General features: G+C 57.9%; 27 protein-coding genes. 21 read left to right on the top strand and 6 right to left on the bottom strand.

Annotated elements, in window-relative coordinates:
- The first annotated feature begins 71 nt into the window (after positions 1-71).
- The 7 genes from wecB to PCH01S_RS15325 are packed head-to-tail and all read left to right on the top strand — an operon-like array spanning position 72 to position 6,757.
- Positions 72-1,166 (top strand): non-hydrolyzing UDP-N-acetylglucosamine 2-epimerase, encoded by a 1,095-nt coding sequence (wecB, locus tag PCH01S_RS15355; RefSeq protein ID WP_042230657.1) that lies wholly within the window; start codon positions 72-74, stop codon positions 1,164-1,166.
- Positions 1,156-2,142, top strand: a complete 987-nt coding sequence (locus PCH01S_RS15350) for a polysaccharide biosynthesis protein (protein ID WP_042230656.1) — start codon at positions 1,156-1,158, stop codon at positions 2,140-2,142. Before wecB ends, PCH01S_RS15350 begins: the two co-directional genes overlap by 11 nt.
- Entirely contained in the window at positions 2,139-2,981 is an 843-nt protein-coding gene (locus tag PCH01S_RS15345; RefSeq protein ID WP_042230654.1) for an SDR family oxidoreductase, read from the top strand. The genes PCH01S_RS15350 and PCH01S_RS15345 overlap by 4 nt, the downstream gene beginning before the upstream one ends.
- Positions 2,966-3,973, top strand: a complete 1,008-nt coding sequence (locus tag PCH01S_RS15340) for an NAD-dependent epimerase/dehydratase family protein (protein WP_241688733.1) — start codon at positions 2,966-2,968, stop codon at positions 3,971-3,973. Before PCH01S_RS15345 ends, PCH01S_RS15340 begins: the two co-directional genes overlap by 16 nt.
- Positions 3,974-4,010: 37 nt before the next feature.
- Entirely contained in the window at positions 4,011-4,856 is an 846-nt protein-coding gene (locus PCH01S_RS15335) for a glycosyltransferase (protein ID WP_042230651.1), read from the top strand.
- 31 nt (positions 4,857-4,887) lie between these two features.
- On the top strand, positions 4,888-5,631 hold the full coding sequence (locus PCH01S_RS15330) for a glycosyltransferase (protein ID WP_042230650.1): 744 nt from the start codon (positions 4,888-4,890) through the stop codon (positions 5,629-5,631).
- Positions 5,632-5,674: 43 nt separating this feature from the next.
- On the top strand, positions 5,675-6,757 hold the full coding sequence (locus PCH01S_RS15325; protein ID WP_042230648.1) for a glycosyltransferase family 4 protein: 1,083 nt from the start codon (positions 5,675-5,677) through the stop codon (positions 6,755-6,757).
- A 78-nt stretch (positions 6,758-6,835) separates the two neighbouring features.
- Here PCH01S_RS15325 and PCH01S_RS15320 read toward each other — a convergent pair whose 3' ends face one another.
- Positions 6,836-8,035 (bottom strand): glycosyltransferase family 2 protein, encoded by a 1,200-nt coding sequence (locus tag PCH01S_RS15320; protein WP_042230646.1) that lies wholly within the window; start codon positions 8,033-8,035, stop codon positions 6,836-6,838.
- Positions 8,036-8,240: 205 nt separating this feature from the next.
- Between PCH01S_RS15320 and PCH01S_RS15315 the strand changes: the two genes are divergently transcribed.
- Together PCH01S_RS15315 and PCH01S_RS15310 are read left to right on the top strand one after the other, a co-directional pair.
- On the top strand, positions 8,241-9,464 hold the full coding sequence (locus PCH01S_RS15315; RefSeq protein ID WP_042230645.1) for a sialidase family protein: 1,224 nt from the start codon (positions 8,241-8,243) through the stop codon (positions 9,462-9,464).
- A gap of 25 nt (positions 9,465-9,489) precedes the next feature.
- A complete protein-coding gene (locus tag PCH01S_RS15310) occupies positions 9,490-10,710 on the top strand; it encodes a sialidase family protein (RefSeq protein ID WP_042230644.1) in 1,221 nt (406 codons plus the stop codon).
- Positions 10,711-11,079: 369 nt separating this feature from the next.
- On the opposite strand, the gene PCH01S_RS15305 is transcribed toward PCH01S_RS15310, so the two are convergent.
- A complete protein-coding gene (locus PCH01S_RS15305) occupies positions 11,080-11,433 on the bottom strand; it encodes a hypothetical protein (RefSeq protein WP_042230642.1) in 354 nt (117 codons plus the stop codon).
- Positions 11,434-11,633: 200 nt separating this feature from the next.
- On the opposite strand from PCH01S_RS15305, the gene PCH01S_RS15300 reads away from it, so the two are divergent.
- Genes PCH01S_RS15300 through PCH01S_RS15290 form a run of 3 tightly spaced genes read left to right on the top strand, consistent with a single transcriptional unit; the run spans position 11,634 to position 14,171 of the window.
- Positions 11,634-12,860 carry a glycosyltransferase family 4 protein gene (locus PCH01S_RS15300; protein ID WP_042230640.1) on the top strand — a complete coding sequence of 409 codons (1,227 nt, stop codon included), beginning with the start codon at positions 11,634-11,636 and terminating at the stop codon, positions 12,858-12,860.
- A gap of 32 nt (positions 12,861-12,892) precedes the next feature.
- Positions 12,893-13,075 (top strand): hypothetical protein, encoded by a 183-nt coding sequence (locus PCH01S_RS15295; RefSeq protein WP_042230638.1) that lies wholly within the window; start codon positions 12,893-12,895, stop codon positions 13,073-13,075.
- Positions 13,076-13,130: 55 nt separating this feature from the next.
- Complete coding sequence (locus PCH01S_RS15290; protein WP_042230636.1) at positions 13,131-14,171, top strand: glycosyltransferase family 4 protein; 1,041 nt, start codon at positions 13,131-13,133, stop codon at positions 14,169-14,171.
- A 222-nt stretch (positions 14,172-14,393) separates the two neighbouring features.
- Here PCH01S_RS15290 and PCH01S_RS15285 read toward each other — a convergent pair whose 3' ends face one another.
- Positions 14,394-15,305, bottom strand: a complete 912-nt coding sequence (locus PCH01S_RS15285; RefSeq protein ID WP_042230635.1) for an NAD-dependent epimerase/dehydratase family protein — start codon at positions 15,303-15,305, stop codon at positions 14,394-14,396.
- Between the two features lie 255 nt (positions 15,306-15,560).
- Here PCH01S_RS15285 and PCH01S_RS15280 point away from each other — a divergent pair, with 255 nt between their 5' ends.
- On the top strand, positions 15,561-16,793 hold the full coding sequence (locus PCH01S_RS15280) for a glycosyltransferase family 4 protein (RefSeq protein ID WP_042230719.1): 1,233 nt from the start codon (positions 15,561-15,563) through the stop codon (positions 16,791-16,793).
- 223 nt (positions 16,794-17,016) lie between these two features.
- On the opposite strand, the gene PCH01S_RS15275 is transcribed toward PCH01S_RS15280, so the two are convergent.
- Positions 17,017-17,481: a hypothetical protein gene (locus tag PCH01S_RS15275; protein WP_042230634.1), complete on the bottom strand. Its 465-nt coding sequence runs from the start codon at positions 17,479-17,481 to the stop codon at positions 17,017-17,019.
- A 109-nt stretch (positions 17,482-17,590) separates the two neighbouring features.
- Positions 17,591-17,986 carry a hypothetical protein gene (locus tag PCH01S_RS15270; RefSeq protein ID WP_042230633.1) on the bottom strand — a complete coding sequence of 132 codons (396 nt, stop codon included), beginning with the start codon at positions 17,984-17,986 and terminating at the stop codon, positions 17,591-17,593.
- A 175-nt stretch (positions 17,987-18,161) separates the two neighbouring features.
- On the opposite strand from PCH01S_RS15270, the gene PCH01S_RS15265 reads away from it, so the two are divergent.
- The 7 genes from PCH01S_RS15265 to PCH01S_RS15235 all read left to right on the top strand — a co-directional run bounded on the left by PCH01S_RS15265 (position 18,162) and on the right by PCH01S_RS15235 (position 23,051).
- The gene (locus PCH01S_RS15265) at positions 18,162-18,791 is read left to right on the top strand and encodes a DUF1796 family putative cysteine peptidase (protein ID WP_042230632.1); all 630 of its coding nucleotides are present in this window, start codon (positions 18,162-18,164) and stop codon (positions 18,789-18,791) included.
- Between the two features lie 28 nt (positions 18,792-18,819).
- Positions 18,820-19,428, top strand: a complete 609-nt coding sequence (locus PCH01S_RS15260) for a DUF1796 family putative cysteine peptidase (protein ID WP_042230631.1) — start codon at positions 18,820-18,822, stop codon at positions 19,426-19,428.
- A gap of 238 nt (positions 19,429-19,666) precedes the next feature.
- The gene (locus tag PCH01S_RS15255; RefSeq protein ID WP_042230630.1) at positions 19,667-20,494 is read left to right on the top strand and encodes a glycosyltransferase family 2 protein; all 828 of its coding nucleotides are present in this window, start codon (positions 19,667-19,669) and stop codon (positions 20,492-20,494) included.
- The gene (locus PCH01S_RS15250; RefSeq protein WP_042230628.1) at positions 20,475-21,710 is read left to right on the top strand and encodes a hypothetical protein; all 1,236 of its coding nucleotides are present in this window, start codon (positions 20,475-20,477) and stop codon (positions 21,708-21,710) included. Before PCH01S_RS15255 ends, PCH01S_RS15250 begins: the two co-directional genes overlap by 20 nt.
- A gap of 139 nt (positions 21,711-21,849) precedes the next feature.
- Positions 21,850-22,140, top strand: coding sequence for a hypothetical protein (locus PCH01S_RS15245; RefSeq protein WP_042230627.1), 291 nt, complete (start codon positions 21,850-21,852; stop codon positions 22,138-22,140).
- A gap of 129 nt (positions 22,141-22,269) precedes the next feature.
- Positions 22,270-22,602, top strand: coding sequence for a hypothetical protein (locus PCH01S_RS15240; RefSeq protein ID WP_042230625.1), 333 nt, complete (start codon positions 22,270-22,272; stop codon positions 22,600-22,602).
- Entirely contained in the window at positions 22,599-23,051 is a 453-nt protein-coding gene (locus PCH01S_RS15235) for a hypothetical protein (protein WP_042230623.1), read from the top strand. Before PCH01S_RS15240 ends, PCH01S_RS15235 begins: the two co-directional genes overlap by 4 nt.
- A gap of 221 nt (positions 23,052-23,272) precedes the next feature.
- Here the strand turns inward: PCH01S_RS15235 and PCH01S_RS15230 are convergent, their stop codons facing one another.
- The gene (locus PCH01S_RS15230; RefSeq protein WP_042230621.1) at positions 23,273-24,256 is read right to left on the bottom strand and encodes a ketoacyl-ACP synthase III; all 984 of its coding nucleotides are present in this window, start codon (positions 24,254-24,256) and stop codon (positions 23,273-23,275) included.
- 401 nt (positions 24,257-24,657) lie between these two features.
- Between PCH01S_RS15230 and PCH01S_RS15225 the strand changes: the two genes are divergently transcribed.
- A complete protein-coding gene (locus PCH01S_RS15225) occupies positions 24,658-25,965 on the top strand; it encodes a purine/pyrimidine permease (protein WP_042230620.1) in 1,308 nt (435 codons plus the stop codon).
- The last annotated feature ends 79 nt before the right edge of the window (positions 25,966-26,044 follow it).

Below are 26,044 nucleotides of genomic sequence, written 5' to 3'. Positions count from 1 at the left end.
TGGGGCGGCCTGACAGCCCGTCCGCAGCCGATCTGCGGCAATCAGCCTATCACGGAAGGAAGGTGGCACCGTTGAAAATCGTGACGTTGCTCGGCACACGGCCGGAAATTATCCGGCTGAGCCTGATCATGCGCAAGCTTGACGAATTGGCGGAGAAACATGTCGTGGTGCACACGGGCCAGAACTTTACGTATACGCTCAGCGACGTGTTCTTCCGGGAACTCGGATTGCGGCAGCCTGATCATGTGCTCCAGGACCGGCAGCAGTCTCTGGGTGCGCAGCTTGCGACGATGTTCGGCGAGCTGGAGACGATCCTGAACACGGAACGGCCCGACCGTGTCCTGCTGCTGGGTGATACGAACAGCGCCCTGGGCGCGGTACTGGCCGAGAGAATGGGCATTCCCGTCATTCATATGGAAGCGGGCAACCGCTGCTACGATCTGACCGTTCCCGAGGAGAAAAACCGCCGCATTATCGATGCGGTGTCCACGATAAATATGCCGTACACGAAACAGAGCAAAGAACATCTTGTCAGGGAGGGCGTACCTAGCCAGCGCATCGTCCGTACCGGAAATCCGATCTACGAGGTGCTGCGGCACTACGGCGGTCAAATCGAGAAAAGCGACGTGCTGGAGCGTCTGAATCTGACGCCGGGCGGGTATTTCGCGGCAACCATCCACCGGGCGGAGAATGTGGATCATCCCGTTCATCTGCGCGAAATCATGAACGGCCTGAGCGGGGTGGCGGAACGCTTCGGCAAACGCATCCTGTGCAGCCTGCATCCCCGCACCAAGTCCCGTCTGGAGGCGGAAGACAGCCTGAGTATTCATCCGCTGGTCGAGTTTCACGAGCCTTTCGGATTTTTTGATTTCGTGAAGCTGGAAAAGAATGCGGACTGCGTCCTGACGGACAGCGGGACGGTTCAGGAAGAGTGCTGCATTTTCCACGTGCCTACCGTTACCGTGCGCCGGACGACCGAGCGGCCGGAGACGATTGACTGCGGCAGCAATGTGGTGTCGGGACTGGATGCGAAACGGATTGTATCCGCCACCGGCCTGATGACGGGTATGCCCCGGGAATGGGAATGCCCGGAAGGCTATCTGGACACGGACGTATCGGCAAAAGTCGTGAAATATGTACTGGGAGGGAACCTTCATGTTTCGTAATACGAGGATATTGGTAACCGGAGGAACCGGTTCTTGGGGCTACGAATTGATCCGGCAGCTTCTTCCTCAGGACCCCAAGGAAATCATTGTGTTTTCCCGGAACGAATCGACTCAGGTGGCGATGCAGCGCTCTTTTGAAGATAACCGCCTCAGTTTCTGCATCGGGGATATCCGCGACCGCGAAGCATTGATTCGCGCGACGGAGGAGGTGGATTATGTGTTCCATCTGGCCGCCCTCAAGCACGTTCCGGTTTGCGAGGAGCAGCCCTACGAAGCGCTCAAAACCAACGTAGTCGGCACCCAGTATGTGATCGAGGCGGCTATTGAGAACAAGGTCAAGAAAGTGATCTACATCTCGACGGACAAAGCGGCCAATCCTTCCAACTTCTACGGTATGACCAAAGCGATCGGGGAGAAGCTGATCGTGCAAGCCAACCTTTTGCGGACGGATACGAAGTTTGTCTGTGTCCGGGGCGGCAACGTGCTGGGAACCAACGGCAGCGTGATTCATTTGTTCCACAAGCAGATCCACGAGAAAAATCAGATTTCGATTACGGATAAGGCCATGACCCGCTTTTTCTTGACGCTCGAAGAGGCGATATCCCTGCTTTTCAAAGCTTCGGAAGAAAGTGTGGGCGGCGAGATATTCGTCATGACGATGCCGACCTGCAAAATTCTCGATCTGGCCGACGTGCTTATCGAAGCTTCCGGCAAGACGGGAGTGGCCATCGTGGAAACCGGAACGAGACCCGGCGAGAAGATCCACGAGATTTTGCTTACGGAATTCGAAAGCCAGACGACGGTTCTTTACGACGAGGTATATCTGGTCATTCTGCCGACTCTTGAAATTCCCGGACTCAAGGATCACTACGCTTCTTATCCCAAGGCGGAAATCAGCAGTTTTTCGTCCAAAGACAATGTGATGGAAAAAGAGGCGATCCGCGCTCTGCTCGTTAAAGGAGGTTTTCTTGCATGAAGCTGCTCGTCACCGGCGGGCAGGGGATGGCGGGACATGTGATGGTCCGGTATTTGCGCCGTCTGCCCGGATTTCAAGTCGCTTATACAACGCGGGACGGGAGCGACCGGGATGGGCTGCTTGCCGATGCCAGAGATACGGCCCGGATCAGGGGCATTATCGCAACGTTCCGTCCCGATGCCGTCATTAACTGTATCGGTGTGCTAAATCAGTTTGCCGAAGCGGACCCCGTTAACGCCTATCGCGTCAACGGGATTTTCCCGCACGATCTGGCGGAAGCCGCCCTCGAAGCCGGGGGCCGGCTTATTCATATCAGCACGGACTGTGTCTTCTCGGGACGCCGGGGGGACCATACGGAGGATGACGTGCCGGACGGCACCAGTATATATGGGCGGTCCAAGGCGCTTGGGGAGGTCCGGAAGGCCCCGCACCTGACGATCCGCACGTCGATCATCGGTCCTGAAATCCGAGAATCGGGCATCGGGCTTCTCCAGTGGTTCCTGAGTCGGGAGGGAGAAGTGGGCGGCTACACGAGAGCTTACTGGAACGGCGTTACGACGCTGGAACTCGCCAAATTTGTCGAGCATGCGCTGCAGCGTCCGGAACTAACGGGCCTCGTACATTTGACGGCACCCGTCAAGGTGAGCAAATACGAGCTGCTGAATCTGTTCCGCAAGCAGTTCGGGCGTACGGATTTAGAGGTGCGCAAAAACGCTTCCGTCCGATTGAACCGGACGCTTAAAAATACGCGCGGCGATCTGAACTACGCCATTCCGGGGTATGAAACGATGCTCAAGGAAATGGATGAATGGATGTGTGTGCAATGCCTCGAATCCTGATCACCGGGGCGGGCGGGTTTACGGGTCGCGCCGCCTGTGATTATTTTGTTTCCAAGGGCTACGAGGTCGCCGCCGTGGTCCGAAACGAGGGACCGGCGCACGCGAAGCCCGGAAACGGGGAGGCGCCGGTCGTGCCGCATCGCGAGGATGTTTCAGGCGTGCCGCCCGGGCCGAATGGGCCAAGTGTGCTGCAAGAGCCCGGGTCCGCTAAGCCCGGCACCGGCATGCCTGCCGGAAAGCTCTATGCCTGCGATTTGACCCGGCGTGAGGACGTGGAGAGGCTGGTCGCGGAAACCGGTCCGGACTGGGTGCTCCACCTGGCCGGGCGCAATTCCGTCACTGAATCGTGGCAGGACCCGGCTGCGTTCCTGCAGGCGAACCTGATGGCTTCCGTGTATCTGCTGGAAGCGCTGCGTACGCGGCCCGGCACGCGGATTCTCGTCGCGGGCTCCATGCTCGGGGCGGCGGAACCCGGCGAGCCGCTCCCGCATCCGTACGGCTTCAGCAAAATGCTGCTGCTGTACGCCGCCCGCTCCTGGCACCGGTGGTTCTCGCAGCAGATCATGGTGGCGCTGCCGTCCAATCTGGTCGGCCCGGGTCCTTCCGGCGGCATCTGCGGACTGCTCGCCCGCAAAATCGCGGCCCTGGAGAAGGGCGGCCCGTCGGAACCGTTCCGGCTGTCGTCCCTCGGCGAGGAGCGCGATTACCTCGATGTGCGGGACGCGGTCTCGGCCTATGAAACCATTCTCGGCCACGGCGAGCCGGGGGCGGTCTACCGCATCGGATCGGAGCGGCTTCGTCCGCTGGGCGAGATCGTCTCGGTCTTCCGTTCGCTGAGTCCGGCGGCGCTGCCTCTGGAGGTCGAGAACAAGCCGCGCCCGGATCCCGTCAGACCGGTGGATGTCTCGGCTTTGAAGGCGCTGGGCTGGTCCGCGCGGATTTCTTTCGAAACGTCCCTGTCGGATGCGCTGGAGTATTACAGGCGGAACTGACGAGCGCTCCCACCTTTGAAGGAAAAGAGGTGAATGCATGCTGCCGAAAGTAACGGTCGTGATTCCCTTCTACAACTGTCCGTACGTGGATCAGGCGGTTTCCAGCGTGCTGAACCAGACCTATACCAATATCGAACTGATTGTAGTGGATGACGGCTCCACGCTGCACAAAGAAAAACTGGAGCCCTATATGGACCGGCTGATTTATCTCGGAAAAGAAAACGGGGGAGCCGCCTCCGCTCTGAATATGGGTTTTGCTCTCGCCACGGGGCACTATGTAGCCTGGCTGAGTTCCGACGATCTTTTTTACCCGGATAAAATCAGGCGTCAGGTGCAGTTCATGCTGGAACGGAACTCGATCTTCAGCCATACGGCCTTCGACCAGATCGACGAGGCGGGAGCCGTCACGAAGGCGAATGTGGCGTCCAGATACCGGTATCCCCATGAATTTACGCGCGCTTTCCTGTCGATCTGTCCCGTCAACGGCTGTACGGTCATGATGCGCCGGGATCTGTTCAGAGCGGTCGGATATTTTGACGAGACACTCCGGTATACCCAGGATTACGAGTTCTGGATCCGCGTGCTGCTGGCCGGTTTTTCGCTGGATTTCCTGGATGCCCCGCTTACGCTGTACCGCCATCACGGCGGCATGGGGACGATGCTGTACCAGCCTGCCATTTGGGAGGAGGTTATGAGCGTCCGCAGCCGTTACCGGAACGATTTGCTGCGGCATTCGCGAAGCCAGAGGCGGTTGCTGTCCGGAAGAAGGCACACGGCATTGCGGTCTCGCAGACGCCCGGCCGCCCGGCTTCGCAAGCGCCCGGCTAAAGCGGTCAAATCCCGCAAGGGGAAAGCCGGCAAAGGGGTTAAAAAACACAGATAACGGGCAGGCGACTGCGGGAAGGAGGTGGGAAATGCCGCCCCGGGTGAGCGTCATAATCCCTTTTTACAATTGTGCTTATGTGGATCAGGCGATCGTCAGCGCGCTAAACCAGACGTATCCCGACAAAGAAATCATTGTAGTGGACGACGGTTCGACCCTGCATCGGGATAAAATAACGCCGTACTTGCCGTGGGTCCATTATTTGGGGAAAGCAAACGGAGGGACGGCCTCGGCGCTCAACCACGGAATCCGTCACGCTTCGGGCGATTATATCGCCTGGCTCAGTTCGGACGACCGTTTTCACCCGCATAAACTGGCGGTTCAGCTTAACGGGCTGGCTTCGGCGAATGCGGACATCAGCTTTACGAACTACGAGGTTATTAGCGAGCACGGGCACGTCCTGTACGCCCCTAATTTTCCTACCGATCCGGGAAATACGGAGTATTTCAATACGTCCACGAAGCTGTACACCTACATGCTCCAGTACAACCCGATCAACGGGTGCACTGTCCTGATGCACAAAAATCTGTTCCGGAGCTACGGATTTTTCGACGAGACGTGCAAGTACACGCAGGACCTGGAAATGTGGCTCCGCCTGGCCGCAGCCGGGGTCCGGATCGAGTTCGTGAACGAGAAACTGACCCAGTACCGGCTCCACGGGGAGATGGGGAGCCGGAATCACCAGCCGGCAATCCAGCGCGAGGTGGATATGCTGCGTGCCCGTTACAACCCGCTGCTGGCCGCACGCATCGCTTCCTTGGAAGCCGGGAGTTAGAGGCCCCGCCCGTCTCTTGCATCAGCTTGAAAGAAGGTGTGCCATGAAGCTTTTATTCGTGTTTTATATCCCGAGCGGAGGAATGGAGACTCTGAACCGCCAGCGGGTTATCGCGCTGAAGAGAATCGGCATCTCGTGCAGCCTGCTGTATTTGCATGAAGGAACGGGGATGCAGAACCTGGACGGGGTGCCCGTTTACGTAACGAAAGACGAGAAAGAGATTACGGAGCTTGTCAACCGGGAACGGTTCGAGGCGGTTATCATCTCGACGGTGGCCGAACTGATTCTTCCCCTGCGGTCAAGCGGCTACACGGGCAAAATCATTTACGAGGCGCAGGGACTGGGGAGCGTGGAGGAAGCGGAGTTTGTTATGAAACGGGTTTTACCGCTGCTTACCCTGCACGCCGATGCCATGCTGTGCCCCCGCACCCCGCACCTGATCCGGATGTTCGAGACGTACTACGCCCGGATGAAAAGGTTCAGCTTTCATAATTGTATCGACATGGAAAGCTTCCGCTTTGAAAGGCATCCCGTCGCGCCGGTTCCCATCATCGGGTGGGTCGGACGGATCGAGCCGAACAAGAACTGGCGGAGTCTTCTGGAGGTCGCACGCTTGTTCAAAACGCGGGACCGCCCGGTCGAAATCCGCATGTACGTGGACAATACGCTCGGATCGGAAGAGGGGGAGTTCCGTAAGCTGGTTGCGGATTACGAGCTGGGTTCCCGCTTGACGGTGCAGGCGAACCTGCCGCACAAAGAAATGGCACGGCAGTATTCCGTCATCGGCGATTCCGGCGGCGTGCTGCTCTCGACCTCACGCGTGGAAGGATTCGGCTATGCCGTGCTGGAAGCCATGTGCTGCCGGTGTCCCGTCGTCTCGACGGATTCGGACGGAGTCAGAAGTTTTATCGCGGACCGCGTAACGGGAAGGTTCTATCCCCACGACGACCATGAAGAGGCGTTCCGGCAAATTTCGGAGATCATGGACAACGTCCCGCTGCGGGAGGAAATCCGCTTCAGAGCGAGCCGTCATGCGGCGGAAGTGTTTTCTCCGGATCTGTACGCCCGGCAGTTTTCCTGCATGCTGGGCGAACTTGGAATCGGGCATGTGAAGCAGCACGGTTAATAACGCTTGGCGGACTCCGCCAAGCGTTATTTCGCGTACGCGCACGATAGAGACAGGGGTGCAAAGGACTGCAGCCGTTTACTTGGGGAGCAAAAGTTCCTTCAGCTTCGCTGAACGAAACAGTTCGGTTGCGGGCATGCCTGCACGAGGATCAAAGCGGTACGCGAGATCGCTCCGGTCGCCGTTGTAGCAAACGGAGTAAGCCCCCTCGGGAGCGGCGCGCAGGGCGGCCGTCAAGACCTGCAGATCCATGTATTCAAAATCCCGCTCCCGGTATGCGATCGCGGCGAACGGGGTCGCAAGCCCTTTCAGGCAGGCATGAACGGCTTCGACAGGCGGCATGCCGGGAAGGAAGCGGGTGCTCAGCAGAGGGTCCCGTATCCCGTGAAGTAAACCCGCCGAAGCCCGGCCTGGGGTTACGTCGACCACGATCACCTGAAAGTTGCTGTAGTATTGGTCCAGGAGGCAGTCGAGCCGGTCGGGAAGACTCTCGGACGCATCGGTCACCGGTAAGTAAACGGTCGTTTCCAGAGGAATATTTTGTCTTTCCCTGGCCTCCTTTTTGGCCAAACGGAATGCGTGACGCCAGCGCCTGTGCTGCTCGACAGAACCCTTGAGCTTGGCGGAAATGCTGAAATCCGAGTCGACCCGGTATTCCACGAGTTCTACGGGGATATAGCGCAGCTCGCACAGATGAGATAATCTCAGCCAATATTCGTAGTCTTCGACGGGTTCCATGCGGTATCCGTCTATTTTCCGGGCGAAGCGCGATTTGTACATAAAAGATACACCTACAATGCACACGTCGAGAAGTTCCTCTTTCGGCTTATTCTGATACCGGCGGAATTCCTCCTGAAAGGCCTCGTCGCGGAGCGGCAGTCCGTCCGCGTCTATTTCCCGGAAGCAGCTGTAGACCAGCCCCACTTCCTCTGGCGCATGCGCAAGCTCATGCCGCAGAAGCTCGATAAAGTACGGATGGGTGCGGTTGTCGCTCGACACCCAGGTCACATACCGGATATGGGGATCTTTAAAAAGCCGCTTAAATCCCCGGTTCAATGAAGCGGATACGCCTACATTCCTTTTGTTTTCCAAAATCTCCACGCGTTTGTCGTGGGCGGTCAACTGCCGGATCTGCGGTCCCATTTGTTCCGATACTCCGTCGATCACGATGATAAAGCGGAAATCCGCATAGGTCTGGTTAAGGATGGTTTCGATCGCTTCCTGTAAATAAGACGGCCTCTGCAAATACACCGGCATGACAATGCCGACATCGCTCATGTAACATCCCTTCTTTCCTGGCTGATTGCTTGGGCAGACAAGCGTACCGCCGTCGCGCCGGATGCATACTTCAGTTTATTCGGCCGTATTTGACGGGTGTGGACATTGAAAGGGGAGGCGATTAATTTCTGTATTGTCCATTCCCGTGACCCATCTCCGGCATACATTGGAGTACAAGATTATGCGCATTCGACAGGAGGCCCCTATGCCTAACTTTCAAGTGAACGCTTCGGGCAATCCGAAGCAGGAACCTTCGCTAGCCGTTAATTTGCTGGATGCCAATATCATGATCGCAACGGCCACCGATTTTACGTTGGGGCCGCCGCTTACGGGCGTATACCGGTCGCAGGATGCGGGAGTGAACTGGACGAATTCCTTTCTTCCCCTGCCGCCCGGGTTTACGGGAGCGGAGGCCGCCTTTGCGGCTTACGGGTTTCCGAATCTGTTCCTGATCGTGGCCCATGTTTTCCCCGGCAACTCCAGCGGTACGATTGCGGTTTACAGGTCCACGGACAACGGGCTCAGCTTCTCGGCGCCGATTATCGTGAATCCGGGATACGGCACGTTTATCAATGACGACTGGACGAAAGTGTTCTATGACAATTCTCAATCCAGTCCGTATCTCGGCAACGCTTATGTGACCTATAACCGGCAGTACAATGTCGATGCGGGCGGTTTTTCGATGGCGACATTTCAGCGGTCCCTGGATGGGGGAGTCACTTGGGAAGCTCCGTTGATTTTATCGGATGTGATGAGGAATACCGAGCGCCCCGATGTCGGTATCGGGTTGCAGGGGGACCTCTACTTTGCCTGGATCGACACGACACCCCCCGCAGCCTACTACATTAGACGGTCGCTGGACGGTGGCGAGTCTTTCGGACCGCCTATTCTGGTCTCCGGCGTATCGGTCGTTCCGCTTGTACTGCCGGTGCCCGGGTATGAGTTCCGCGTCCTGACTTGCTCGAACATTATGGCGGATACCGCGCTTGTGTCCCCCGGACGGGGGAACATTTATGCGGTGTGGCAGGATTTCCGACAGGGGTATGCGGATGTGTTTCTGTCCCGCTCGTTGGACCAGGGACTTACCTGGAGCGCACCGATTCCCATTACGGATAGCCCGGCAGGAGCGCAAAATTTTTTTCCGGCAATAACGGTATCGCCCAAAACCGGTACCATTACCGTGATTTACTACACGAACCGGCTGAACGGCTTCGATCTCGACGTTTATGCGGCCCAGTCCAGGGACGGAGGCAGCACTTTCACGAATATTCGCGTGACGACCACTTCTTTTAACCCGAATGGAGACGACCCCGTCCCGACGCCGCTTATCGGAGATTACATTGATGTCGGCACCGTTCCGCCGGACAATTTCTATGCCGTCTGGACTGATACGAGAACCGGTGCGCAGACGACGTGGGGCGGGTTTTAACATTTACTAAAGGAGGTGAACCCAAATGGCGAATTCGCAGGTATCGCCGGCAGGAACGCTTGCCCAGACACCCAGCGTGGCGGCCAATTACTTGACTACGCTCAATATCGTGGCGGCTGCGACGGATTTTACGACGGGGGCCGCCCAGATTGCCGTCTATCGCTCGGTTGACCAGGGCATCTCATGGGGACCGCTTATTCTGCCGCTCCCGGCGGGATATATCGGCGGCGAGTCCAACGTCGTGGCTTACGGGTTTCCAAATGTGTTCATCGTGGCGTCCCATGTTTTCAATGCGGCGGGCAGCGGCTCGATTGCCGTCTACACGTCAACGGACAACGGAATCACTTTCGGAGCACCGGTCATTGCGGCTCAAGGGTTTACGACGTTTATCAACAATGTGCAGGTGAACGCGGTCTTTGACAACTCCCAGGCCAGTACGTATCAGGGCAGCGTTTACCTGGTCTATGTCCACCAATTCAATACGGACTTTGTGGGCGGGTCCGTGATCTTCTTTCAACGTTCGCTGGACAACGGGCAGACCTGGCTGCGGCCCGCGCTTGTATCTCCGGACGCCGATTATGTGACGCGTGGGGACGTGGCTGCGGGGCTGACGGGAATTGTCTATGTGGCCTACATCTCGTTAACTCCGGTTACACGCTTCGAGGTAAGCCGTTCGCTGGACGGCGGGGCCACTTTCCAGACGCCGATAATCGTTTCGCCCGTCACGCTGGTACCCAACGTCCTGCCGGTTACGGGGTACGGCTTCGAAGTACCGACCGGCGCCTGTATCGCCGTCGATAATTCGGCGCTGTCGACAAGCGGGATTCTTTACGCGGTGTGGCAGGATAACCGGCAGGGTTATTCGGACGTATTCCTGTCCCGGTCCTTCGATCAGGGACTGACTTGGACGGCTCCCGTCTCTGTTACGTCGGCTCCGGCCGGCACTCAGAACTTTTTTCCTTCTATAGATGTGTCCCCCAAAAGCGGGCTGATCACCATTCTGTACTATTCCAATCAGATTAACGGGTTCGATTTGGATGCGTATGTGGCCATATCTGTGGACGGGGGGGCCTCGTTTTTTAACCGGAGAGAATCCACCGCCTCCAGCAACCCGAATGCGGGCAGCGCCACACCGGTGCCGACCATCGGGAATTATACGGACATCAGCACCATCCCGCCTTACGGGTTTATCGGCGTTTGGATGGATACGAGAACGGGTGCGCAGGCGATCTTTTCGGGCAATTAACCGGTATGGGAGCCGGACGGGAGACATATTCGAAATCCGGGAGCAGGCGCATATGCAAAAAAACGGACGGCCCTCGGGGTCGTCCAATCTTTTTGGTTCCGGAAGAATATACTGCTTAAGAGATTGCTAGAAAAGGGGTGAAGAAGTAAGACTTTTACGACAGGAATGCTTATTAATACGAAAGGTTTCGGGACAGCCTCCGCTAATGCGGCCGTTCTCATCAACAACGAAGACGCTGTGAATGCGGCCCGGATTGTCGCTGAAATCTTTTATACGCTGAGCACGGGGGTTCGCAGAAGCAAACAACCTTAAAAGGCCGCTTCCGAATAGAAGGGCCTCTTTTTTACGGGCAAATCCCGGCACCGACAGTCAGAGCGGATCGCTGACCGTCAAATCATTCGTGGTGAAGGTTGCAACAAGAACCCCTTCGTTTTTAGCGTACATCGTCATCGCAAGGGGATAAGGATTGGTCAAATTCGTGTGAATGTGAAGCGTAAAGGGCTGATTGTGATTATATACCGTCGGCAGATGGGCAATCGAACCGGGCAGCGGAGCGGGATCGAGATGATAGAGCCCCAAGAGAAAACGGCTCTGGCCTTGATAGCCCTGTATAAGAACGTCGAAATGCCGCTGGGCGATATTTTGAAAGACAAGATCGAAACTCTGGATATAACGCGAGTCGTAAGGTCCGAACTCGTAGGCGTCAAAATAGTAAATAGACATGGTCACCTTCCCTTCCGTTCAATCCGGCACAGTTCAGTATATGAAATTGCCGCACAGACGTATGGACACGTACACATTTTGAGCCCGGTGAGGCAAACGACCCGTGAAGGAGGGGAATAGCCGCATATAGTGTAGGGATAAAGGCATGCCGGTGCCGACACGCAGCCTTGTGAGTTTCACGCAGAAAAGAGGGGACATTCTTGAAGATACTGCTCGCGACCTATTGGCGGTTACCGCATTTGGGCGGAGTGTGGCCGCTTATGGTCAATATGAAAGAAAAGCTGGAGGCGCTAGGCCACGAGGTCGATGTATTCGGCAACAGCGAAGATGAAAGTGTGTTTCATATGCCGTTCAGCGGCCGTGTTTTTTATAAAGAGGCGGTAAGGCCTTTTCTGGAAAAGAAAATAAGCCCCGAGCTGTATCCGATCCTTCACTCCAGCTCCTGGCTTTCGCATTTTGAAATGAACACCTTGAGCATGGAGCTGGCCGCCGCCTATTTCGGGCTGGAGCAATATGACGTGATTCATACGCAGGACGTTCTGGCCACGCGTTCTTTCCGGCGGGTCAAATCACCGCGGACGGGACTCGTCGCCAGTCTGCACGGTTCGGTGGCTCACGAGATCAAGCTGCATCTGTTGGAAAATAACGTCAACCTGGAGGAGTCGCTCATCTGGCGGTTCCAGTCGGCTATCGAGCATCTCGGCGCCACGAGCAGCGATATTACGATCGCCTCCTCCCAGTGGCTGAAGCGCCTGCTGACCACGGAATACTCCGTTCCCGAGCATCAAGTCGAGGTGTTTCAGTACGGGTACGCTACGGGCGATTTCTATGCGAAGATGGCAAGCTCCGCCACCCCGATCTATAAGCCGCCTGGGAAAAAAGTCATTATTTTCACCGGCCGGCTCATCCCGATCAAGGGCTTGTCGCTGCTTATCGAAGCGGTCGGCCTGCTCCGGACGGTGCGGGACGATTTCGTCTGCTGGATCGTGGGAGAAGGCGACCAGGAGGCGGAGCTTAACCGGCAGTGCGCGGAACTCGGACTGCTGGAAACGGTCCAGTTTATGGGCAGGCGGAACGACGTGCCTTATCTGCTTGCCCAGTCCGATATCTTCGTGCAGCCGAGTTATGTGGACAATCAGCCTTTGTCGCTGATAGAAGCGCAGCTCGCAGGGAAGCCGTCGATCGTCAGCGACGCCACGGGCGTGCCCGAGATGGTCGAGCACGGCCGTACGGGGCTTATCTTCCCGTCGGGCAACAGCCAGCAGTTGTTCACCCACTTGTACACGCTGCTGGAGAATACCTCTATGCGGGAAGCGATGGGCAGGGAAGCCGGGCAATGGGGGGCCGTCCACTGGTCCATGGATCTGATGGTTCAGCGGCTTCTCGATGTATACGGCAGGGCAATCGCCAAAGCCGCTCAAGCCTGAATTTCCTTGCGGGGACAGAAAGGAGAATGATCATGAGCGAGAAAGTGTATGTGATTGGCGACCTGTACAATTCGCTTTTTTCCGTGCAAGTGTCGAACCCGGAGTATCTGGTCGATTACAAGCTGTGGAACCAGATCCGGGCCGGGCTTCCGGATAACTACCGGATGCCGGACCCGGTTATCCAGCATATTTTGAACAGCCACCCGAACGGGTAGACGCCGGTTCGCGGAGAACCGGTGCGGCTGCGTGTCCATGAAAGGAGGAAAAAGCATGAGGCTGGTGTTTCCTATCCTCACCTTGAATTTCGGCGGGGCCCAGCGGATGCTGGCGGAAATTACGAACGGATTGGCGGACCGCGGGTATGACGTCACCATCGTGATGCCTGCTCATGCCGAAGTCAAGTTTGATATCCGGGCCCGGATTGTCCGCGGCCGTCACAGTATTACGCTGGACGCGGACGATATTCCGCCCGGAGACGTAGTCGTCTCCAACTTCTACACGACCGTGCCCGCATGCGTGGAAGCGAGCGCGCGGGACCGGAGCGTTCATGTCCGGTTCAGTCTTTGCTACGAACCGACTTTTCTGCCGGACGATCATATCACGTTCCCCACCTATCATACGACGCCGCATCTTATCGTACTGTCCGAGTGGCAGCAGAAGTTGATCGAGCTTAATCACGGCATCCGCGGACATATCGTCCCGATCGGACTTGGACCGTTCATGCAAAATCTGAACCTCCGGAAATCCACCCCGCCCGCTGTCAAAATTTCCGCTGTCGTCCGCAATTCGGAGGGAGGGATTGCCTGGCACCGCGACCAGGATTATCTGGTCAGCCGGCTCGCGTTCGTCAAACATCATTATCCCGATACGGAAATCAATCTGATCTGCCCGCCCGACGAATTTCATACCGCACCGAGTCTGCAGCGTCTCCGCGATACGGGCAGTTTTCAATTCTGCCTGCCCAATAACGACGAGGAGCTGCGCTACCTCTACAACAAAACCGATATCTACGTCAGCTCTTCGCTCTACGATTCCGGTTCGCTGCCCGGCCTGGAGGCCATGCGATGCGGGGCGGCGCTCGTCACGACGTATTCAGGCGGAAATGCGGATTATGCACGGCACGAGCGCAACTGCCTCCTTTCTTACCGGTACCAGAACCGGCTGGCGGCAGACATCGTCCGGCTGATCCACGATAAGGAGCTGCGGGCCCGTCTGGCTCTCCAGGGCCTGTACGATTCGTATCAATGGCCGTGGGCCAGAAGCGTAGACGCATTCGCCCAGGCTATCCACGATATCTGGAACAGCCGCTGACCGTTTCGCTAAAAAAAAGCAAGCCCCGGTATTCCGGATTGTCCGGAATAAACCGGGGCTTTTGTTTCGGGCCACGACACGGTATCTGCACGGGAACGAGACGGCATGGCGCGGCACCGGCACGAGACCCGTGAGACACGGCGTGGCACAGGCACGCGAACGACGAGACATGGGGCAGACATGGCGCAGGCTTCCTTCGGGTGCCTGCAAACCGGTGCCGCCTTAAGCCAGGAACGCGGCGCAGGTTTCCCGCAGCCCGTCGGCGATGCGGTACCGGGGGCTCCAGGCCAGCTCTTCCTGTGCCCGGCGGTTGTCCAGGCAGCTGTGCCGGATATCGCCGGGCCGGGCTTCGCCGAACAGGACCGGAACAGGCGCCGACCGGGTCTCGCGGATGAGCTCGGCCAGCTGCCGGATGGTCGTGCTCCGGCCCGTGCTGACATGGTAGAGCCCGCAGCCCGTAGATGCGGCGGCCGCCAGATTGGCCTCCACGACGTCCCGGACATACACGAAGTCCCGGGTCTGCCCGCCGTCTCCGTGAATCGTGATGGGCTGTCCCCGGCGCAGCTGCTGCAGGAACACGGCGACTACGCCGCCCTCTCCTTTGGGCGTCTGCCTCGGGCCGTACACGTTTCCGTAACGGAGAATCGTATAGGGCAGTCCGTACAGCTTGTGAAAAATCCGGATATACCCTTCCGCCGCAAGTTTCGACTGACCGTAGTACGAAATGGGCGCGGCCGGGATATCCTCCGATAATTTTTCGTGCACGCTGTCCCCGTACACGCCGGATGTCGAAGCGAAGACGAACCGCCGCACAGCCGATTTCCGGCAAGCATCAAGGAGCGACACCGTTCCGGTAATGTTGACCTGCGCATCGAAAGCCGGATCGGCTATGGATCTCTGAACGTCGGCTTGAGCGGCCAAATGGAACACGACTTCGGGCCGGATACGTCCGACAAGCTCGTGAAGCTCCGGGCTGTTTAGTTCCAGGACATGAAGAACGGCTTGGCCGGGCACCCATTCGGCTTTTCCGCTCGACAAGTTGTCGAGCACATGGACTTCATGGCCCGCGTCCGCGAGCGCTTGCGCCAAGTGAGAGCCGATAAAGCCCGCCCCTCCGGTGACTAAGGCTTTCATAACGCACCTCTTTTCTCTGTGCTTGTATCCTCCATATCGTATGAAAGCAGGGGGGCGAAGGTCCGGGCGCAAGCGGACGAATCCGCCGGTCCGGCACGTTTCTGCCGCCTTTTTTATAGGATAGAGGCCATTCTCCATGTCAATCCCGTTATCCCGTCCATATGATAAAAGAAGATGCTTGTTCTCCGCGCAAACGGTGCGGGCTGCAGGAACGCCGGCAAGGAAGGAAACAGAGGCGAAACGGGGGGAAGGTTCTTGAAAATATTGCTCGCGACCTATTGGCCGATTCCCCATCTCGGCGGGGTATGGCCGTTTATGCTTCAGCTTAAGAAGCGGCTGGAAAACTGGGGGCATCAGGTCGACCTGATGGGGAACGGACCCGACGAATACAAATATTACATCTACGGAACCGACCTAAAGGTGATGAAAGACGATCTGATGCACATGCTCCAGGCAAAATTAAACCGGAACGCGCTGCCGGCCCTTCATCAGGACCCGCTCGTGCGCCGGGTGGAAATGGATCGCTACTGCATGGAATTGGCCGCGGCTTCGTTCGGACTTCAGCAGTACGACGTCATCCATGCCCAGGACGTGATCGCCTCGCTCGCATTAAACCGGGTAAGGCCCCCGAGCACCGGTCTGGTGGCGAGCATTCACGGATCACTGGCAAGGGAGATTAAAATCTTGCTGGACGAGGAAGGCAGGCTGGATTCCGAGAGGCTGCGGCCGCTTGCGCACCTTTATTACCGCACGCTCGAATATCACGGCGCCATGGCGGCGGAGAAGGCGGTAACGGCCTCCAACTGGCTGAAAAACGTTCTCTCCCGGGAATACGGCGTACCCGCAGGACATATCGAAGTGTCGCCCTACGGATTCGATATGGAGCCGTTCACGCACAAGCTCGCCGCAGGCACGCCCCTGGTCCGTCCGGAAGGGAAAAAACTGATCGTGTGTCCGGCGCGTCTGGAAACGATCAAGGGGATTCACTTTCTGATCGCTGCCCTGGCCAATTTGAAACAAAGACGCTCCGACTGGATCTGCTGGCTGGTCGGCGACGGCGACAAACGCGATGAGCTGATCGCTCAGGTGCGGGCCGCCGGGCTTGAGGACGATGTCCGGTTCCTCGGGCACCGGGAAGATGTGCCGGCCATCCTGGCGCTCTCGGATATCTTCGCGCACCCGAGCGTGCAGGATAACCAGCCCTTTGCCGTTATGGAGGCGCAGACGGCAGGCAAGCCGGCCGTCGTCTCCAATGCGGGCGGGCTGCCGGAAATGGTCGCGCACGGCGAGACGGGGTTTGTCTCTATGGTAGGGGACACCGATACGCTGGCCTACCACCTGGAGCTGCTGCTTGCCGACGACGAACTCCGGCTGAAGATGGGCGAAGCCGCCCGTCTCTCGGGCTGCGAACGCTGGTCCCTGGACCGGATGACGGAGCATTTCGTAAAGGCCTATCTGGCGGCCGGACAGAGCCGGGGACGATTTTAGCCGACGCGGGTAATCACCGATTGTCGCCGACACCGCCGATAAAGGCGATACAGCCGACACCACAGATAACGCCGATAAAGCGATAAACGAGATAAAGGCGATAAAGGTCGACAAACACAAAAAAACCTCACGTCTAATGTGAGGTTTTTTTGTGCCGCAGCACTAAATACAATAAAAGGCAGAGAGGACGGCCTCTTGTCTGCCTTTGCCGTAATAGATCCCGTTACGGAGCGATAACGAATGCCCCGAAGTGAATGGGGCCGCGAATCGATATGCTGCCCAGCCCCCGGACGGCAACGGTCAGGAAGTAGGGCTGCGAACCGGTCGGAACGACCGAAGCTTGAATCGAATGCTGGAACGAAACCGTCAGGATGTTGTCCGTGATAGTCGTCAGAACGCCGGTACCGATCAGAGCCGAATCGTCCGTCTCGTAAATGACGGTTCCCGTGGGGCTGCCAACGCGGATTCTGACCTGAAGAATCGGGAGCAGCGGAGTGGCGAGAAGAAGGTCGGGCTGCCAGCCGATCGTTCCCTCGAAACGGAGAAGATTGGTAGTATCCGCAGGCGTCAGGTTAATCGTGGCGACTTCGAGCTCGACGCCGCCAAGCAGCGGATTCGTTACGGGAAAAGGCAGGGAACCTCCGCCTATGAGAGCATCATTAGTCTGATAATCCAAAATGGTAGCCAAGGTAGCTCATCCCCTTTTGAAAGAATAGTCTTACAAGATTAGTAAATTCACTCTCAGGCTGTTTCGAAACGGACGAGTAGCCGGGGCAATAAAACCATTTCACCGGATTTCAATCCTCTTCAAGGACAAATCCCTCAAACACAATCGGGCCTTCGATCAGCGCTTTTCCTCCTTGCGAACGCACGGTCAGGTAATAAACCACGATGTCGGCCGCGTCCCCTTCGTCTTCCCCTTCCATACTTGCCGTTCCCCCGCGGAAGCGCGAATCTTCGCTGCTCTCAACAACGGGTCCGCCCGGATGGTCGCGCCGTATTTTGATTTCCAGTTCGCCGATGTCGTAAGTGACGGGGTTGCTCCAGGCGATGTTCACCTTAAAAAGAATCCGGCTGCCCGGCGTAATTCCGTACAAATAGAGGGGGCACAGGAACATTTCCTGATCGCCCGCTTGAAGCGGCAGAGCATAGGTATGCGGATCTATTTCCACCTTCTGATAGTACTTGTACATGACGTTTACCTCCGTGTTCCGGATGCTCGCGGCTCACATCCTTTCTAACAGAGTATGCCGGGACGCGGCGGGGGATTGGATGTGCGCATCCATTTTTCCGGGCAAGGACGGGGGTCCACGCTGAATGTCCCCTTCGCGCATTGTATACAACAGGAGGCCAAAAGGAGGGAGTATGATGCGTTTACAAGACTTGGCGGGGAGCTACGACTCCGTATTCAGCCTTGGACAAAACTGCCTGCCGGCGATTCAGATGGAAAGGCACGGCCTGCGCTCTTCCGCAGGGGTGCTGGATTGGATGATGTCGGATTCGCTCACGGACGTGAACCGGCTGCTGGGCAGACGGTTTGACGGATTCATGGAGCTTGCCCATATGAGCGTGGTGGAGCCGGTTACCCTTCAACCGAATTATCAAGTGAAGGATTCCGCATACGGCGTCATATCCGTCCACGATTTCCCGGTGAACCGGAATTCGCCGGAACAGCTTTTCACCTACGGAGAATTCAAGGAAAAGCTGAACCGCCGGATTAACCGGTTTTTAAAACAATTAAACGAGGAAAAGCGTATCCTGTTCATTCGCATGCATGGAACGTACGAGGAGACGGCCGAACTGGAGCAAGTGCTGAACGGGCTTGTCGCGCATGAATACAAGATCCTGCTGGTGGAATATGAGCAGGTGCCGGGCCTGGTCGAGCTAGACTGGCCGCTGCCGCATACATGCGCCGTCCAGGTCCCCTATGCGGATATCTGGAATTTTAACAGCGACCGCTGGTGGGATATTTTTTTTGCCGATATCAGCTTGAAATAAGGTACGGCAGAAGGGAGACGGGGCGTCCATGGACTTAAGCGGAATAGCCGGAAAGTACGATTTGATTTACAGCCTGGGGGGAAACTGCACTCCTTCCATTCAATTAAAAAGAATGAACTTGCGTTCGTTTTCGGGTGTATTCGACTGGATGGTTTCCGAATTGGAAGATGTGAGCGGAGTATTGGAAAACAGATTCCAGGGATTTATGGAGCCCGGCAATTTGAAGGCGGTCGGGATCGATTACGGAGGCGGGAATTTACTTGTGATGGATAGAAAATCCCGGATTATTTCGGCACATGATTTCCCTCAAAATCAGAACCATATCTTCCATCTGGCTTCTTATCCGGAATTCAGAAGCAGGCTCGACCGCCGCATTTACCGGACTCTGCATCACCTGATGTACGGCAGCCGGCTGCTGTTTGTCCGCACGAACGCGTATTACGAAGAGGCGTGCGAGCTGGAGCGGGTGCTGAACGTGCTGGTAAAGCAAGATTACCGGGTGCTGGTGATCAACCACAGCAACGCTGACGGCATCACAGACCTGCAGTGGTCCCTCCCCCGGACGTGCGCGGTCGGCTGCTACAGCATCAACCCGGCTTGCTGGGATACGCTTTTCAAAGACGTCAGCCTGGGCTGAACCGGGGAACGGGCGGTCCCCAAAGGGCTGCCCGCTCACCAGAGTTTGCACTGGCAGTTCGCTGCCGATTCAGCAAGGCGGGCGTTCAGGCTCATTTCGAAGGGCATGACCACGCATACTCCGGCGGAAAAGACCGCCTTTTTTTGCGCGTCTCCACATCCGCCCTCCCGATCCGGCGATCCGGCCCATACGATATGACAGAAGAGGCCGCAGAGAAGGAGACGGAGGTGAGCGGCGGGTGAAGAAGAGACGGAAGACACCGCTTGCGCAAAGTAGTGACGTAAACAGCCTGCACACGTACCGCAACGATCCCGCTCCGAAAGTGTCCGTGGTGATCCCGGTCTATAACGAGCGGCGGTCTCTTGCGGCTGTTATACGGGAAGCGTACCACGTTCATCCGAGCGTGGAAGTGATAGCCGTAGTGAACGGCTCTACGGACGGTTCCCGCGACATCGTGGAGAAAATGGGTCCGAGGATGATCGCGTTCGATACGGCGCTCGGCCATGATGTCGGCAGGGCCGTCGGAGCGCGGGCGGCCCGAGGGGATATTGTGCTTTTTACGGATGGGGATATCGTGATTCCGGCCGCAAAGCTCTCCGCTTTCGTCAAAGCCGTGGAAAACGGGGCCGATGTGGCCATGAACACCTACACCGGCCCGGTCAAGCGCGATAGCGTCCACCGCGTCATCCTTGCCAAGCATGCGCTGACCGCTATGCTGGACCGGCCGGACCTGGCGGGAACGTCGCTGACGACGATTCCGCACGCGTTAAGCCGCAGGGCGATAAACGAGATCGGGGCGGAGGCGCTCGCCGTCCCGCCCAAAGCGCTGGTGCTCGCCCTTCACAAAGGGCTGAATGTCAAGGCCACGGTATATGCGGCCGTAGGAGCCAAGAATCCCAGGAGGAGAAAAAGCGCCGGGAGAGATCCCGTAGGGGACTTGATCTTAGGCGATCACCTGGAAGCGCTGCATGCCTGGATCGAAGCCGCGGCGTTTTCGGAAGGGGCGGCGGAGCCTCTTCGGACCGCGACAGGAAAGGAGGGAGCGGATGAAGCGGCTGAAGACTAATAAGAAGCCGTCCGGCACAGCGAGAGGACAGAAGCCGCGAAGCCGGATGCGGACCCGCAGCGGAAATCCCGGGAAAACCGGCGCGAAGGCGGTAACGTCCCGGAAGGGACGGCGGATTGCAGAGCTTGCGGCAGCCGGACGGAGACTGGGAGGTCTGCTCGCCGCAGGCTTACCGGTCCGGTCCGCTTCCGTAGACGGAGACGAAGCGGGCTCCTGCCGGACGGATGAAGCGGCGGCGCGCAGACAGATGAACGATCTCTGGGCCCGCCACGGCGGAGTGCTCAGCGGTCTGAATCCCGCGGGACCGGAATATGCGGCTGCCGCGTCGGCTTTTGCGCAGGGCTATTGCGAGAGGGTGGGGCTGCGGGACAAGGGATGGTTTCCTTTTCCTTCGGATCAGCGGGTTTCCGCCGTCATTCTTCTGCACGGCGCGGGACCGGAAGCCTTCACTGTGCAGGATTCGCCCTTGCTGAGACTGCTCGGGGAACTGAAGAGGCTGGCTCTGCACGAGGTTATCCTTGCTTCGCGTGACGAGGCGGTTACCCCGCAACTGGTTCAAACGTTTGCGGCTCCGCGGCTTGAAGCGGAAGTGAAGCTTGTTGGCGCGGGAGGCGTGTCCGCTGGGGGCGGAGGAGAAAGGCTGGCGGCAGCGGAAGCGGCGGAAGGCGACATCCTGGTGTTCCTGGATGCGTCCGTGTCCTCTGCTGCGGAGGAAATAGCGGCGCTTGCCGGTACGGTCGCCGGCGGGAGCGATGCCGCCTTGTGGGACGTTTCCGCGAAGCTGCCTCACTTTCACAAGCGCCCGCCCGAAGTCATGGCGAAGCAGTTCGTCAACTACGCGCTGGGCCGCCGGGATTTGCGGGCGGACAGCTTGACCGTCCTGCCCCACGCTCTGTCCCGCCAGGCGGTGAAGAAGCTCGGAGCGGAGCTTGGCCATCCCGTCAGGGCGCATGGAACCGCTCTGCTGGAAGGCCTCGCGGTTTCTTCCGTGCGGCTTTCCGGCGGGGATACGCGGGGCGCGCGGCCTTTCGCTTGGATGGACCGGAGCCGGGCATCCGATCACCTGGAAGCGCTCCGGCTCGCCATGGATAGGCTCGGTCCGCGGCTTTTCTATCCGGACAACTGGCGCCGCCGGGGATACGCTGCGGATACGGACTCTCCTTATATAGCGGAGGAGCCGTCTGTTTCGGGAGATTTTTCACGGGAAAGCATCTGAGTGGGAATTAAGGAAGCGGGGGGCCGCAGAGTCCGGTCCCACTGCAAGCGCCGTCGCTTGTCCGCGGACACCCGCGGTTCTCCGTGCATATACTTTTGAATAAAAGAAAACCGGGCGGCGCAGGGGAAGGAGGGACGGGATGGAACGCGAAAAAGACGCGCTGGTGCGGCATATTTCCAGATCCCATCTGGAGCTCGCCAAAATCCTTCACTATAAAAGCGAGGTAGCCGCGCATATGGCGGGATTGATCGGTCAAATTCCGGATAAGAACCCGGCGTTTGCGGATAACGAAACGCTTCTGAGCCAATCGGTTAACGTTACACGGAATGTGACGAGTTACTTGTCCTCGCTCGCGGATCTGGAGGAAGCGCTGGCGACCAACCTCGGGCTCGTCGTGAAGGAATTGGAAAGCGGCGAAGGGGACGAATAGCCTCCGGAAAACGGGCGCCGTAAGCTGAAAGACGGACGCCGGAAGTACGCCGAAAGCCGAAGCGGAAAGAGGCGGAGGGCGGATACGGCAAAGTACGCAAGGCACGTAAAAGAAAGGCGGGCGGAGCTTGTGAGCAGGGAAGTCTCCTATGTACGGATTCTCCAGTCCGTGGCGCAAATGCAGGTGAGCATTGCGTCGATGCTGGAAGCGAAGGCGGCGGAAGCCGAAAAATCGAAAGCGTGGATATGCAGTCACTTGACGGCGCAGCAGTTTGCCACGCATCAGGATCAGGTGCAGCAGCCGCTGGAAGTTCACGACGGTTTGATCGAGTTGATCGAGGCGATAACGAGAATGGAACAGTCGCTTGGCAAGCATCTGCAAATTGTAATCGGAGAACAGGAAAATCAGGGCGGCGGTGGTATGGGCGATTTCTCCGATTTGCTCGGAGGCGGGAACAAATGACCTCGCGCCTGACGGAGGATGCCTGGAAGCTCGAAATGCTGCAGGCTCTGGCCTGCAGCCAGCGGGCGATGATGCGCGTAACCGAGGCGGCCGCTGCACTGCCGGGAGCCGCTGCGCGGGGCGCGGACTCCTCATGCGGAGAAGCGGGTACAGCGGGCGGCAATCAGCCCGCCGATCTGCTGCTTCCGCCGGAGGCGTTTCCCGGCGGCCGACGACCGGGTTCCGCGGCCAGCGGGCTTCTTCAGACGCTGGCCGCCTATCATTTCGTGCTGCAGCGCAAAATCGACCTGCTGCTGCAGCCGCGCCGCCGCCGGTCGAAGACTGCCGCGAAGCCGTGGCTGAACACACGTGAGCGGGTCCGTTCGGGCACGCGGGCGTTTGTCTGCCCCGGCGCGGAAGAGCCCGGGGGAAACGCCGAAGAAGCGGCGCCTTCAGCGCCGGCCGGTTGAGCCCGGCGGGAGCGGAAACCGCCGCTTGCGCCAGCGTATTCGCGCCGGTGTAAGCGGGAAAGCGAGGGCAAGAGCAGGAGGCAAGCGGACGCGCAAACAAGAGCAAAAGGGCTAGAGCTAGACCTGGTGCGGATGCGGGAACTGCGCCGGCCTGGCGGCGGATGAGAATGCAGCAGATGCAGATGCGGCAGATGCGGCAAATGCGGTAGGCAGCGGATTACTCATCCCCAGCGCACGAGCAGCCCGCCATGTACCAGTCCGCCGCCGAAGCCATAAAGAAGCAGTAGGTCGCCCGGCTTGATTTTGCCTTCTTTCAGTCCCATATGGAGCGACAGGGGAATGGTGGCCGCCGAGGTATTGCCGTAATACTCCAAGCTGTACAGCGTTTTCTCGACAGGGAAATCCAGGCGCTCGCAGACGGATTCGATAATGCGCAGATTAGCGCTGTGCGGAATAAACCAGTCTACCTCGGACATCGCCATACCGGCCGAATCCAGCAGTGCGCTTACCCCTTTGGGGACCGTGCCGACGGCGAATTTGTACACTTCCCGTCCGTTTTGGACAAGCTTCCCGGCACCTTCCAAATCTTTCTCCCCGAGACGGTCCGCCAGTCCGGAGCGGTACAAATGCACGCCGCCCGTACCGTCCGATCCCAGATGGTGCCCAAGGAAAGCGCCGGGAGCCCCGTCGGCCGCGGCCTCAACGAGAGCGGCTCCCGCACCGTCGCCGAGCAGAATACACGTGGTACGGTCCGTATAGTCGGTAATGGCCGACATGTGATCGGCGCCGAGCACGAGAATTTTGCGGTGCAGGCCCGCCGTAATAAAAGCGTTCGCCGTATGAAGCGCATAAACGAAGCCCGCGCAGGTCGCGTTCAGGTCGAGAGCGCCCGTCGACGGGATGCCGAAGTGCGCCTGTACGAGACAGGATACCGTCGGGAAAGGAAGATCCGGCGTATTGGTCGCCGTCAGGATCAGATCCACATCCTCCAGGGAAACCCCGTATTCGGCGATCATGTTATCGATGGCGGAGATGCACATATGACTCGTATATTCTCCGGGAGCGGCAATTCGTCTTTCCCGCATGCCGGTTCTCTGGACGATCCATTCGTCGTTCGTTTCCACCAAGCGCTCCAAGTCGGAGTTTGTCAATCTTTTCTCGGGAACATAGCTGCCGACCGCGGAAATTCTTGCTTTCGAGTTCATCCGATCACCTCACCAAGAATATAGTAGTTGATATTAGTACCAGGTACTAAATTTAATGTACACTAAAAAAGCCCCCTCTGTCAATCCGGCTGATTTCCCATGGTGAACCGGACCGCAAACCCCATTTGGAATAGACGGCAGTAAGTCCTTCAAACCGTTCTCCGCTCCCTGGGAGGGGCCGTTCGGAACGAACTGCTGCCGATCCGTCAGCCGGAGCAGGGGGCCGAACCCCCGGGTTAAGGCCGAACATTATGCGGACGGGATTCAGCCGGTATCCGGCAGAAAGATTTCCCCCGATTTCTTGCCAAACTTTGTCCGGGTGGGATATGATTGTTTTTTTAACATATCTTAAGACTGTAAAGATTTGTTTATAGTCGAGCCCGACAAGGAGTCTTGTTCCGATGAAATTGTTTTTTTCTACGATTCAGTGGCTGGCCTTTATTCTGGCCGGGAGCTTGGTCGCTCCGCTTGCCGTAGGCAATGCGCTGCATCTGCCGCCGGCGGATATCGCGACGTTTATGCAGCGGACTTTTCTGCTGATCGGCGTCTCCGCCCTGCTGCAAACGCTTTTCGGCCACAAATTGCCGATGATGGAAGGCCCCGCCGGCCTGTGGTGGGGTATTTTCGTTGTATACGCGGGCCTGATCTCTTCGGGTGCCCTGGCACTCGCGGACGGTCTTCGCCAGCTTGAAATGGGTATGCTTTTGACGGGAGCCCTGTTCCTGCTGCTCGGTGCCCTCGGGTGGATCGGCAAAATCCGCAAGCTGTTCACGCCTCTTGTCACAGGCACGTACCTGCTGATTCTGGTCGCCCAGCTCAGCGGCTCTTTTATGAAAGGACTGCTTGGAATCGGCTATCTGCAGGATGCCGTGGATTCGCGCGTGGCCCTGCCGGCCTTCGCCGTGCTTCTGCTTTCGATGCTCCTGCCGCGGACCCGCAGCCGGTTTCTCCGGAATTATTCGATTTTGCTTGCGCTGCTGACGGGCTGGGTCCTGTTTATGCTGCTGGGTATCGCGCCGGACGTACCGGCTTCCGATGCGGCGTTCGCCCTGCCGGGAATTTTCGAGTGGGGACTTCCACAGTGGGACGCGGGCATTCTGCCGACGTCCGTCCTGATCGGTCTGCTGCTGCTCGCGAACCTCATTGCAAGCATTCAGGTCGTGGAAAAAGTGTCCGCCGACAAAAACGCGGCCGCAGCCCCTGTGAACTACAATCGCACCAGCCTGATGATGGGCGTCTCGACGGCACTCGGAGGCTTGTTTTCCGCGATGGGCTGCGTGCCCATTTCCGGAACCGCGGGATTCATACTGACGACGGGACTTGTTCAGCGGCTGCCGTTTGTGCTGGCCTCCGTCTGCATGGTGCTGATCAGCTTGTTCCCGCCGGTCACGGCCATTTTCACCTCCCTGCCGATGCCGGTAGGTTACGCGGTCATCTTCGTGCCGTTCGCTTCGATGATCGGCCTCGCGCTGCGTGAATATCATTCGCTTAAGGGTGGCGACCGCGATTATTTTATAATCGGGGTGTCGCTTATGATCGGCATCGGCAGCTTGTTCGTCCCCGCTTCGGCGATTGCTCAGCTTCCGGGTCTGGTCCGCACAGTAGCCAACAACGGGCTTGTGCTGGGTATGCTCGTCTGTATCGTCCTGGAGCAGTTTTTTCTGTACCGGGAGCGTTCCGCACGTAAAAAAGACGCCTCCGCGGTGTAAGCCTTACGTATATAAAAAAGCCTCTGACAGACCGATGCGTTGGATATGCATCTCCTTTGTCAGAGGCTTTTTTGCTTGC

The sequence above is a fragment of the Paenibacillus chitinolyticus NBRC 15660 genome (assembly GCF_000739915.1).
Taxonomy (GTDB): domain Bacteria; phylum Bacillota; class Bacilli; order Paenibacillales; family NBRC-103111; genus Paenibacillus_F; species Paenibacillus_F chitinolyticus.
Note: the sequence above shows the minus strand (reverse complement) of the source record. Positions and strands in the feature narration are given on the sequence as shown.